Below are 12637 nucleotides of genomic sequence, written 5' to 3' on the forward strand. Positions count from 1 at the left end.
CTGTTCCTCAGCGTTACAGGTTATTCACGCGGTATTTTTCGCGGAAACGACGGATCATCAGAACCGACACCAAGTTAAGCACAAGCGTGACAATAAACAGCATCAGCCCGAGCGCGAAAGCGGAAAGCGTTTCGGCACTTTCAAACTCTTGGTCGCCGGTGAGCGCCGCCACGATACGCACAGTCACCGTGGTCATATCTTCCAGCGGGTTAGCGGTTAAGTTGGGGCGCATACCCGCCGCCATGACCACAATCATGGTTTCCCCCATCGCCCGAGATACGCCTAAGAGCGTGGCGGAAATAATCCCTGGCAGTGCGGCAGGAACCACTACGTCACGAATGGTCTCCCCTTTGGTCATGCCCAGTGCCAGCGACCCTTGACGCATGGTGTCGGGTACCGAGTTGATCACGTCATCCGATAGCGATGAGATAAACGGAATGATCATAATGCCCATCACAATGCCGGGTGCCAGCGCATTGTTATAAGAAGCATCGAGACCCAGAAAACCGGCCAAAGTGACGATAATCGGTGCCACGGTAATGGCGGCAAAAAAGCCATAAACCACTGTCGGGATGCCTGCCAACACTTCAAGCACCGGCTTGGCAATGGTGCGCACCTGACTCGGCGCATACTCCGACATATATATCGCCGACAGCAAACCAACCGGCACGGCTACCAACATGGCTATGGCCGTGATCATAAAGGTGCCAGCAAATAGCGGTACCGAGCCAAACTCCGCGCCGCTACCATCCCCACGACCCGCGGACGCTAAAAAGCTGGCTCCCGGACTCCATGTGGTGCCGGTAATAAACTCCCAGAAGCTATGCATTTGGAAAAAGCGCAGCGCCTCGGAAATAATCGAAAACAGAATGCCAAATGTCGTAAATATGGAGATTAACGCCGCACTAGCCAGAATCATGCGGATTACCAGCTCCATGGCTTGGCGGGCATGAAAATCGGGTTTTACTTGGTTAAGGCTTACCATCAGCCCTATGGCGGCCATGACTAAACTCGCCGCTAGCAAGTAAAGCGTAGGAATCTTCGCGCCCATTAGAAGCAATACAAAAGCGCCCAGCGCACTCACAAGCACCGCTGGACCGGCGGTAGAGAGCACGGTAAACCACGCGTATTGATCAGGCTGGGCATACATAGCCGTACCCGCACTACGTATACGGGTGGCTTTTGAACGGCCAGCAAAAAAAGCCAGCAGCCCCAGCAGCAATAATGCACCGCAAAAAATCAAAAGAAGCTGGTTGGTCTGCATCGTATCTCTCTCACGTCGTCACCGGTTAAGAAATTTCTATCCAAAATAACGGGCCGACAGCTTGCGCTGCCGGCCACTTTTACGTCTATTCAAACCACCTACTTAAGGACGTCGACCGTCATTTTAGTGCGGTCTGCTACTTTCTCGCGCCATTCTTCGCGCTCGCCTTCTGGCAGTACGATCAAGCCGATATCACGCAGGTAGCCGTCACTACCAATCATCATTTCACTCATGAACATATCGACATAGTCGTACATCGGTGGCACGTCGTCAGCGTGCTGGTTCTTCACGTAGAACCACAACGAACGTGCTACCGGGTAATCACCAGAGCTAATGGCTTCAGCTTCAGGCTCTACGCCGTCGATGGTGGCAGCGTTCAGCGTATTTAGGTTCTCTTCAAGGAAGGAATAACCGAAGATACCAAAGGCACCGGTGTCTTCCTGCAGGCGCTGAACGATCAGGTTGTCGTTCTCACCGGCATCGATGTAAACGCCGTCAGAACGGATATCGGTATAGGCTTCTTCGTAGGCGTCCATTTCTTCAGATGCGCTTTCCATGACCAGCTCTTCGAACGCATCGCGGGTACCGGAGGTAGTCGGCGGGCCATAGATGGAGATTTCACGGTCTGGAAGCGAAGAATCAATCTCGCTCCAGTTGGTGTAGGGGTTTTCCACCAGTTCGCCGTCAACCGGCACCATAGCGGCTACTGCCTTGAAAATATCTTCACGAGTCAACGCAACGACGTCGTTAGTATTGGACTGACCCAATACGATACCGTCAGAGCCGATTTTGGCTTCGGTGATATCGGTAACGCCGTTTTCTGCACAACGCTCGAACTCAACGACTTTCATGCGGCGTGAGGCGTTGGTGATATCGGGTGTGCCTTCGCCGACACCGTTACAGAACAGACGCAAACCACCGCCCGAACCGGTTGATTCGATAACAGGTGTCGGGTAGTTAGTAGTCGCACCGAACTCTTCCGTCACGTAGCTGGCAAACGGATAAACGGTACTGGAGCCAACGATACGGATTTGATCGCGGGCTTGGGCAACACCGGCAACGCTCATTACAGCGGCAGCGATAACGGTGGTCTTTAGAATACGGTTCATGCGAAAAACTCCTGTTCATGTAAGGGATCTGGCCTTCGCAAGACACACCATGCACGCTTTTTGTGACAGCTTAATGACAGACACCGCTATCATAAAATCTTCATCTGGAGATTTTGACCGTTCTTTTCTCTCATTGCTTTGGGGTCAAACGGCGTACCCCGATATTGCCCACCAGTGATGCGGCCAACATGGTAAGCACCATCGGCCACAGGTGTTCGACTTCAAATAATCCCACCATTACGCCGGCCAGCGCCCCAGAGCTAAACTGAATGCCGCCAAGCAGCGCCGTTGCCGTGGCGCTGATATGGCCAAAGTGATCAAGAAGTGATGAAATCGCATTCGGCGTAATCAGGCCGATCATGCCGGTAAACATCATCACTAACACCACCACTAGCGGTAAGCTCGCCACGCCCAAAAGTGTCATTAATACCAAAGCGCTGGCGGCAAAGAACTGAACCGCAAGGCCTAAGCGCAAATTCTGCTGGGGGGTGCGATTTTTCAACAGGTAAATATTGACCCGGTTGGAGAGCGCAATCACGACAACATTCACACCGAAAACAAAGGGGTACAGGGCGGGTGAAAGCGAGAAATACTCCAGATAAAGAAACGGTGACGCGGTTACAAAGGCAAACAAGCCCGCAAACGATGCCGCGACGGCGCAGATATAGCCCATGCCCTCTTTATGGGTTAGCACGCTGGCGTAATTTCTCAGCACTTGGCGCGGAGAGGCCGCGGGCAATGTCATATCCCGCGTTTCGGGCAAATGTGTGCTTAATAACCACAACAAAAACCCGGCGTAAGCGGCCAAAAATACAAAAATAAGCCACCAACCCGCCACGTAGAGCAATAAACTCCCCACCGCCGGTGCGACAAGTGGCGCTAACATCATGATCATCGCCATCGTGGACATAACCCGTGCCGCTTCACGTCCTTGAAAGCAATCCCGCACAATGGCCGCGGAGTTAACCACGCAAGCACCGCCACCTAGCGCTTGAACAAAACGCCATGCCAGTAACGTCGGCAAGCTTTCTACCTGCGTGATCATTAAGCTTGCCAGCGCAAAGACCACCAGCCCCCCCATTAATACCGGCTTGCGCCCGACTCGGTCTGATAAGGGGCCAAATAAGAGCTGCCCCAGCGCAAAACCGAATAAAAACACGCTGATCGAAAGTTCCGTATGATGAATACTCGCTTTAACGCTATCCGCCAGTGACGACATCGCCGGCAAGTACGCATCGATGGCAAAAGGCGCAAGCGCCGTGTTGGCCGCTACCAACAGCGCGACACGACGTGGGTTAAGCTGCATGACGTTTTCCATTTGATAGTCAATGAATAAGGGTAATTAGATAGAGTGCTAAGTATATCGGCTTAAACGCTCGCTGTCGGCGTCTGTTCGATGCCTATACACCTTGTTAAAGTAACGGTAACCACCTTTAAGGAGCATGACATGGCGACGAGCCTTCTCTCACAATTAAAAACGATGACCACCGTGGTGGCTGATACGGGCGACCTCGAGACTATCCGCCGTTTTACCCCGCAGGATGCCACGACCAATCCGTCGCTGATTTTGCAAGCCGCGCAGCAAGAAGATCGCCGTGAACGGTTAGCACGCATTGCCCAAGAAAGCACTGATATTGATGATGCGGTTGATCGCGTTGCCGTCGATATCGGCAGCGAAATTAGCGCGCTGGTACCCGGTTATGTATCAACGGAAGTCAGCGCACGTCTCTCGTTTGATCGTGAGGCAACGATTAAACGCGCTCACTCGCTGATTGAGCGCTACCAACGCGAAGGGGTCGGCGCTGAGCGTATTTTGATTAAAGTCGCGTCCACGTGGGAAGGCATTCAGGCAGCACAAGAACTGGAACGCGATGGCATTCGCACCAACCTGACGCTGTTATTTGGCTTTACCCAGGCACAAGCCTGCGCCGATGCCGGAGCTACCCTGATCTCTCCGTTTGTCGGGCGTATCCTCGATTGGCATAAATCACGCCACCCGGATGCTGACTTTAGCGGCGCCAATGACCCCGGCGTGCAGTCGGTCCAGCGCATTTACGAGCACTATAAAGAGCACGGTTACTCCACCATCGTGATGGGCGCTAGCTTTCGCAATATTGGGGAGATTCAAGCGCTGGCGGGCTGCGACCGGTTAACGATCTCGCCCAAACTGTTAGACGAACTCGACCAACAGCAAGGTGAGCTTTCTAGAAAACTGCGCCCGCTAGATGCCGACCGCAAACCGGGTGAGCCGCTTGATCAAGCAAGCTTTCGCTGGGCGATGAACGAAGACGAAATGGCCAGTGACAAACTGGCGGAGGGGATTCGCAAGTTTATGGCCGATCAGCACCAGCTCGAAACGTTACTCGGCAAGTTGCGCCAAAAAGCATAAGAACCAGATCCAAAGGCTAGAAGGCAGGCAACCTGCCTTCTAGCCTTTGGCAACTTAGCCTTGGCAACGCCACTTATTTTGGCGGTTGTGAGTCTGGATCTTGCGACTCTAGCATTTCGACAAGCGGCTGAAACTGCTCACGATTGTGATCGTTGATATGCATTAAAATGCGATGCGCTTCCAGAATGCGATTGCGCAAGCCTTCTTCATCAGCCGGCACTTCAGGAAGCTCTTCCTCGGCAGTTGGTAGGTTTTCCGCTAGGGGCTCTTGCATCAATGTAAAAAAGCGCGCGAAGCCCATTACATCAAGCATTTGGCGTACATCGGGGTTATCCACGATGATGGTGGGTGACTGTTCCAAACGGCCTTTAACCGCCATCGCCACTTTGGCCAAAAAACCCAGCGCCGTGGAGTCCACATTCGTGGCCTCGCGCAGATCAATCATTAGCGCCTTCAGCCCTGGCGTTTGCGCTAGTTGCTGTGCTTGGCTATCAAGCGTTGCACATAGCGTCAAACGCACATCACCGCTGAGTTTTAAAACAAAAACACCGGATTCGAACGCCGCTTTGATGCGGCCTTCTTCAATCAGCATGACCAAATCCGCTCACCATCATGATTGTCAGATCGTCGGGCAGAGCATTGCGGTCGCGGCTATCGCTGTCATTTAACGCCTCCTCAGATGAGATGTGGGCGCTAGTGACGGCTAGCCGATCGTGCAGTTGCTCAAGCGTGGCACTCTCACTTACTAAATGCTCTAGTTCCTTGAGCCGCGAGTCGAGTGTATCACCCGGCAAGCATTCCAAAACGCCGTCTGAACATAGCCAGAGAGTAAATTGAGGCGGTAGCTCACAACTCAGCGAGGGGTAGTCAATATCAGGAAAAAGCCCAACCGGCATTCCCTCCCCTTCCAAGCGTATAAGTTGTCCGTTGGCGCGCAGCAACGGCATAGGCAATTGCGCACCGAGAGAATAGTGCAGCGTCTGGGCTTGATGGTCAATCACGCCGACAAAAAGTGTGGCATGTTTGCCGATATCAGTCCCTTGAAGCTCGCGATTAAGGGCCGCCAACCAATCAGCGGGTAAACGCTCTGGGTACTTTCCGTCCCACTCACTCAGCCAGCGGTTGCACAAATACTTCAACAACACGGTCACAAAGGCGGAAGACGCCCCATGGCCCGAAACATCGGCGAAGTAAAAGGCACTGTAGCGCTCGTTGTAGCGCTGGTAGTCGAGAAAATCACCCGATAAGTAGAGCGACGGCGCAAACCAGTAGTCGTAATAGACGCCGTTGATGACTTTCGGGTGCACCGGTAGCAGCCGACGTTGAATATGCCCGCCGCTTTGCTGATCCATTCGCAGCAACGCGAGATGCGTTTCCAGGCTTTCGTTCAGCTCTGCCAACCGCTCACGGTCGCGTTCGCGCTCAAGCGCTAGAGTGTTAAGCTCAATGGCTTTACGAATCATACGGCGCAACAGTTCCGCGTGTCGGAGTGGGTGAACAATGTAGTCCACCAATCCAACGTCGATCGCTTTAATCAGATCGGCGTCTTGGCGAGAATCGCTTACCACCAGCGTCGGTAAGCAGCGTGTTAGCTGCGACCACTGCTGACGCGGCACCGCACGCGCATGCGCGACGATCAGCGCCGTTTCAACCGGCAGGTTGTCGATGCTATCGGCGGCATATACGCCCATGTCTTTGCAGGTAATCGCCTCAGCAAGGGCATCGCGCTCGTCGCCAGGCTCGTCAATGACTGCAATCAGCTGCTTAGAACGCCGCATGAAAAACCTCAGTCAGCGCCATTTTCATCGAAGTCGGCGTCATCGAAATCTGCATCATCAAATTCAAAGTCGTCTGCGGCAAAGGGGTCATCACCCAATTCGCCATCGTTGATTTCAAACTGGCGGCTTTGCAGGTAGGCATCACGAATAAAGCGGTAGCGGTCGCCTTGAATCATCGCTTCACGATCAAGCAACCCGGCGCGCGTATCCACTACGTCTAACACCGTCAGGGCAATTTCCGCTGTCTCGTCATTTAAATACATCACGGGGTCGGCGGCACGATCTGCAGGCAAGCCTGTCGTATCGCGTAGCGTACTCGGACCTAACAGCGGTAGCACTAAATAACGCGAATCTTCCCAGCCCCAAACAGCAAGCGTCTGCCCAAAATCTTCCTCATCACCGGTAATTTCCATCTTGGTGGCAACATCAAAGAGCCCACCGACTCCCACCGTGGAGTTGATGATTAAGCGCGAGGTGGAAAGGCTGGCGTTTCTTCCCTTTCCCTGCAACAGGCTATTAACCACCGTGCGTACCTCACCCAGGTTAGAAAAAAAGTTACCCACACTGGTTTCTACCGGGTCGGGGGTGACGAAGCGATAACCACGCGCCACCGGTTTTAATGCGTAGCGGTCAAGCACATCATTGAAAATAAAAACACGCCGATTGAAGCCTTCCCACGGGTCTTCAGGATGCGGCGCTCCGGCGGTTTGTGAGCTGGCACAGCCGGCTAAAAACACCGTTAAGCCCAGCGTAAGGGGGAACCACTTGGCGCGTTGCAGGCATTCCTTCGCGCGCGAATGGGAAAACGTCGACATGAGCATTTCTCTCTAAAATGTCCTCTCAAACAGATTAAACGCGCTGCAGTATGATGCTTCCGGCACTGTAACCCGCACCGAACGAGCAAATCACGCCGATATCACCGCTGGCAAGCCCCTCTCGGTGCAGGTGAAACGCGATAATCGAACCTGCCGAGCTGGTATTGGCGTAGCGATCCAGAATAATCGGCGCTTGTATTTCATCGGGGTCAACACCCAGCACTTTGCGTGCAATCAAGTCATTCATGTGGCGGTTGGCTTGGTGCAACCACATACGCTTGAGATCAGCACTGTTAAGCTCTAGCGAAAATAGGTGCTGGGTGATCAGTTTTGCCACCAACGGGCAAACCTCTTTGAACACGCGTCGACCTTCTTGCACAAACAGCTTATCGGAAGCCAACGGGTCACTGTCCGTTACGCGGTTCAAAAAGCCCGCGTTATTGCGGATAGCGTTTGAAAAGCGCGTGACTAGCTTGGTGCCTAATACTTCGTACTGCTCTGATGCCGTCGCCACGTGCTTACTTTCTAGTACCACGGCCGTACAAGCATCGCCGAAAATAAAGTGGCTGTCACGGTCTCGAAAGTTTAAATGTGCCGAGCAGATTTCTGGATTGACCACCAACGCCCGTTTGACGCTCCCGGATATAATTGCGTTAGCGGCGGTTTCAATCGCAAACGTCGCCGAGCTACAGGCCACGTTCATGTCAAATCCATACCCCTGCGCGCCCAGCGCATCTTGCACTTCCACGGCAACCGCCGGATAGGCACGCTCTAAATTGGAGCAACCCACAATGACAAGCTCGATATCCTGCGCGTCCACCCCAGCGGTTTGAAGCGCTTGCGTCGCCGCCTTGAGCGCCATGTCACACTGGACCGAAGGCGCATCATCACTGCACTGGGAAAGCTTAGGGCGCATCCGCTGGGGATCAAGAATCCCTTCGGCATCTAGCACGTAGCGGCTTTTGATGCCGGAGGCTTTCTCAATAAATTCACTGCTTGAGTAGGCTAACGGCTCGCATTCGCCAGCGGCAATCGCCTCGGCGTTGCGTGCGTTCTCTTGTTCTACCCATGTATTGAACGCCGCGACCAGCGCGTCGTTATCAATGGCGTGTTCCGGCGTAAAAAGCCCTGTACCGGTAATCACCACATCTGTCATGCCTATCTCCTCTCGGCGAGAGCCGCCTTTTCCCACTAAGCGGGCTCATGTTGCGTTGCCAGCAGCGCCGATAGCGTTACTGTGTGCTTTTCGCGGCGGTTTGGCTAGCGCTTTCCTCTACATCTACCCGTAAGCCTCACTACGCGTCCGTAATCGCCTGCCAGTGTTTTTCCAAACGCTTAACCGAGACCGGCATTTTGGTACCTAACTGTTGGGCAAATAGCGAAACACGTAGTTCTTGTAGCCACCAGCCAAAGGCGACAAGCGCCGGGTCTTCAACATTCCCCCGCCGTTGAGACTCGCGGCGAGCATCCCACCGCGCTTCTAACGCCTGGACCTCGCTCATCAACAGCTGATCGCGCCCACGCTCGCGAGGGGCTTTTTCTAACCGAATCAGCGCTGCCTGCATATAGCGCGGATACTCCGCCAGCCACTCACCGGCATCACGTATAAAGCCGGGGTAAACCAATCGCTGCATCTGCGCTTTGATATCGCTATACGTCAACGCCAAGGCAAAGTTTAGCTCGCCTTTTAGCTGTTTGCTGACGTCTAGGTGTGCTTTTAACGCAGCATCCGCTTGGGCCAGTAGCACCTCGGCATGCGGGACCAACCCATCACGGCAGTCTTCAAGGCGCGATGAAAGCTCAGCCGAGGCGCGCGGCAGCGGGTCGACTGCGACCACTTGGGTAAACGTCGCCCGCACCAAATCGTCGATCAGCGCCTGCTTGCTGCCCACCTTGGCAAACAACAGCGCACAGGTTTCCACCCCACGTAGGCGCTTGATGGCTTTCACTTGATCGGGGCATTTCGCCATCGCCAGGCGCGCTACGCCATCACGGTGGGCCGCCTCCGCCTTAGCGGGATGATCAAATAGCGCTACGTTGAATTGATCGTTTTCACTCACCAGCGCCGGGTAGGCTTCCACGCGAATACCCGCCTGCTCGGTGACTTTCGATTCGGGCAGCGGCTTATCGGGTAGCTCGGCCACGGGGGGCGCCGTACTTGCCTGCGCGGCGAGCGCCTGGGCACCGGCGCTTGCCGCCTCTTCAAAGCGTTTTTCCAATGCGCGCGCATCGCGGCCTTGCCCTAATACCTCACCCGCGTGATTGACCACTCGCACGTTCATGATCAAATGCGGTTCTAACTGATCCACGCGCCAATCATCGGGGTGCACTCGAATACCCGTGCGGCGGCGAATAAACTCGCCTAACGCTTCGGTCAGTGGCCGCTCATCGGGTACCAGTGTCTCTAATGCCGCATCGACCCAATCGGGGATCGGTACCACCTGGCGGCGGATCGACTTGGGCAACGATTTCATCAGCGCAATGCACTTCTCACGCAACAGCCCCGGCACCAACCATTCAAGCGCATGAACAGGCAACTGAGGCAGCATTGCCGCCGGTACCGTGATGGTCACACCGTCGTCTTCCGCCCCGGGGGCAAAATGATAGCTTAGCGGATAGCTAACGCCACCCAGCGTTAAGTGATCGGGGTACTGCGTTTTGGTGATTTCTTTCGCATCGCGGGCTTTCAGCGTTTCCAAGTCGAGCTTGAGCGCATTGGGGTCATCACGCTCGACCTGTTTGCGCCAATGTTCAAAGCCTTTACCGTTGACGATATCGGTCGGGATGCGCTCGTCATAAAAGGCAAAAAGCGTTTCTTCATCGATCAAAATGTCGCGCTTACGTGCGCGATCTTCCAAGTCGGTCACTTCATCGATCAGGGCGCGGTTATGGGCGAAGAACTCGCCCTGAGTGCGAAATTCTCCTTCGACCAACGCACGACGAATAAATAGCTCGCGGGACTCCTCGGGGTCGATAGGGCCGTAGTGCACCCGGCGTCCGGTCACAATAGGCAAGCCAAAAAGTGTCACTTGCTCTTTAGCGACGACCTGGGCGCGCTTCATTTCCCAGTGCGGGTCAGAATAGCTGCGCTTGACCAAATGCTGGGCCTGCGGCTCGATCCAGGTCGGGTCGATCTTGGCCACGGTACGGGCAAAAAGCCGCGAGGTTTCAACCAGCTCAAAGGCCATCACCCATTTAGGCGACTTCTTGGCAAGCCCGGAGCCAGGGTGAATCATAAACTTGCGGTTGCGCGCGCCGAGATATTCGCGGTTTTCGGTCAACAGCCCTAAATTCGATAAAAGCCCGGATAACAATGACTGGTGCAGCTTGCCCGAGGTTTTGCGCCGCACCTGGCGCGCTTGCTCTTCGCTCTGCTCGGGGTCACTCGGCAGCGGCGCCGGTACGTCGATATCCATATCGCGCAACAACTGGCGCAGCTGGCGGAAGGTATCGTGCCATTCGCGCACGCGCAGGTAGTTAATATAGTGTTCGCGGCACCAGCGCCGCAGCTGGTTGTTGGATAATGCTTCGCGGGCGTTTTCGACGCCGTGCCAGAGGTTCAAAAGCGCGACGAAATCGGAATCCGGGTCGTGCCAGCGCTGGTGCGCTTGATCCGCCGCCTGACGCTTATCCGCCGGGCGATCACGGGGGTCCTGAATCGCCAGCGCCGAGACCACTACTAGCACATCACGTAAGCTGCCACGCTCGGCGCCTTCAAGCACCATGCGCGCGAGCCGCGGGTCGATGGGTAGCCGCGCTAATTTGCGCCCAAGTTTGGTCAGCCGCTGCGCTTCGCTCACCGCGCCAAGCTCGAACAGCAAGCGAAAGCCATCTTTGACGAAGCGGCTATCCGGCGGGTCAACGAACGGGAAGTCCTCGATTTCACCTAGCTTAAGCGCCAGCATCGAAAGAATCACCGAGGCCAAATTGGTGCGCTGAATTTCCGGGTCGGTAAACTCAGGTCGCGAGAGAAAATCGTCTTCGTCATAGAGGCGAATGCACACCCCTTCCGCGATACGCCCGCAACGGCCCTTACGTTGGTTGGCGCTCGCCTGGCTGACCGGCTCAACGGGCAAACGCTGAATCTTGGCCCGGTAGCTGTAACGGCTGATGCGCACCAAGCCGGGGTCAATAACGTAACGAATACCGGGCACGGTGAGCGAGGTTTCCGCCACGTTGGTGGCCAGCACGATACGACGGCCTTTGTGCGGGGCGAAAACGCGGTTTTGCTCGGCGTTGGAAAGCCGCGCGTACAACGGTAAAATCTCGGTGCCTTTGAGGTCAGCGCGACGCAGCGTATCGGCGGTTTCGCGAATTTCCCGTTCGCCGGGCAAAAAGATAAGCACATCGCGCGGGCCGTGCAGCCAACCTTTGACGCGCTCAATCTGCTCGATTTCCTCCACCGCGTGGAGGATCCCTTCCTGCAGCGTGCGGTCTTCTTCATCCTCGCCTTCGCGCACCAGCGGCCGGTAGTGCACCTCGACGGGGTAAGTGCGCCCGGTGACTTCCACCACCGGGGCGGGCGTTTTCGCCGTGCCAAAGTGGGCAGCAAAGCGATCCACGTCGATAGTCGCCGAGGTAATGATAATTTTGAGATCGGGCCGCTTGGGCAGCAAGCGTTTGAGATAACCGAGCAGAAAATCAATATTGAGGCTACGTTCGTGCGCCTCGTCGATAATGATCGTATCATAGCGCAGCAGCAGCGGGTCGTGCTGGGTTTCGGCCAGCAGAATACCGTCGGTCATCAGCTTGACCAGAGTGGATTGGCTGCTCTGGTCAGTGAAGCGCACCTGATACCCCACCTGCTCACCCAGCGGCACTTCAAGCTCTTCGGCGAGACGAGTGGCGACGCTGCGCGCGGCCAGCCGCCGTGGTTGGGTGTGGCCAATCAGCCCGCGCCGACCACGGCCCAGCTCCAAACAAATTTTCGGCAGCTGCGTGGTTTTCCCCGAGCCGGTTTCGCCAGCCACAACCACGACTTGGTGATCACGCAGGGCATCAAGGATATCCTCGCGGCGCTCCACCACGGGCAGTTCAGCGGGGTAGTTGAGCGTGACGCGCTGATGCTTACGCTGCTCGATCACGCCTTGCGCCCGCGCCACTTCCTGCTCGACGTTATTCAGCCCGCGATCAATAGGCTTTTGCTCACGCAGGCGGCGTTTAAGCCCGGCTAAGCGCTTATTCAGCGCTTCGGCATCGCGGTGCATTAACGTGGAAGTCGCTTGATACAAACGCTCAAGGCGCTTGTCATCGCTCTGGGGTAAAGGCGTGTCAGTGGTCAC

General features: G+C 55.4%; 9 protein-coding genes. 1 reads left to right on the forward strand and 8 read right to left on the reverse strand.

Features of this window, described 5'->3' with window-relative positions:
• Nucleotides 1-13 precede the first annotated feature (13 nt).
• The 3 genes from pstC to HZS81_RS09130 form a co-directional block, all read right to left on the reverse strand.
• On the reverse strand, nt 14-1264 hold the full coding sequence (gene pstC / locus HZS81_RS09120; protein ID WP_179930254.1) for a phosphate ABC transporter permease subunit PstC: 1251 nt from the start codon (nt 1262-1264) through the stop codon (nt 14-16).
• 98 nt (nt 1265-1362) lie between these two features.
• Nucleotides 1363-2373 (reverse strand): substrate-binding domain-containing protein, encoded by a 1011-nt coding sequence (locus HZS81_RS09125; protein WP_179930255.1) that lies wholly within the window; start codon nt 2371-2373, stop codon nt 1363-1365.
• A gap of 130 nt (nt 2374-2503) precedes the next feature.
• Nucleotides 2504-3679, reverse strand: a complete 1176-nt coding sequence (locus HZS81_RS09130) for a multidrug effflux MFS transporter (protein ID WP_179930256.1) — start codon at nt 3677-3679, stop codon at nt 2504-2506.
• A gap of 141 nt (nt 3680-3820) precedes the next feature.
• Here HZS81_RS09130 and tal point away from each other — a divergent pair, with 141 nt between their 5' ends.
• Nucleotides 3821-4762: a transaldolase gene (tal, locus tag HZS81_RS09135; protein WP_179930257.1), complete on the forward strand. Its 942-nt coding sequence runs from the start codon at nt 3821-3823 to the stop codon at nt 4760-4762.
• Nucleotides 4763-4835: 73 nt separating this feature from the next.
• On the opposite strand, the gene HZS81_RS09140 is transcribed toward tal, so the two are convergent.
• From HZS81_RS09140 to hrpA, 5 genes are all read right to left on the reverse strand, one after another.
• Nucleotides 4836-5354: an STAS domain-containing protein gene (locus tag HZS81_RS09140; RefSeq protein WP_179930258.1), complete on the reverse strand. Its 519-nt coding sequence runs from the start codon at nt 5352-5354 to the stop codon at nt 4836-4838.
• Nucleotides 5344-6540, reverse strand: a complete 1197-nt coding sequence (locus tag HZS81_RS09145; RefSeq protein WP_179930259.1) for a PP2C family protein-serine/threonine phosphatase — start codon at nt 6538-6540, stop codon at nt 5344-5346. Before HZS81_RS09145 ends, HZS81_RS09140 begins: the two co-directional genes overlap by 11 nt.
• Nucleotides 6541-6548: 8 nt before the next feature.
• The gene (locus tag HZS81_RS09150; protein ID WP_179930260.1) at nt 6549-7355 is read right to left on the reverse strand and encodes an MlaA family lipoprotein; all 807 of its coding nucleotides are present in this window, start codon (nt 7353-7355) and stop codon (nt 6549-6551) included.
• A 34-nt stretch (nt 7356-7389) separates the two neighbouring features.
• Nucleotides 7390-8511: a beta-ketoacyl-ACP synthase III gene (locus tag HZS81_RS09155; RefSeq protein WP_179930261.1), complete on the reverse strand. Its 1122-nt coding sequence runs from the start codon at nt 8509-8511 to the stop codon at nt 7390-7392.
• A gap of 139 nt (nt 8512-8650) precedes the next feature.
• Entirely contained in the window at nt 8651-12637 is a 3987-nt protein-coding gene (gene hrpA / locus HZS81_RS09160) for an ATP-dependent RNA helicase HrpA (RefSeq protein WP_179930262.1), read from the reverse strand.

This window comes from Vreelandella salicampi (assembly GCF_013415105.1).
GTDB lineage: Bacteria > Pseudomonadota > Gammaproteobacteria > Pseudomonadales > Halomonadaceae > Vreelandella > Vreelandella salicampi.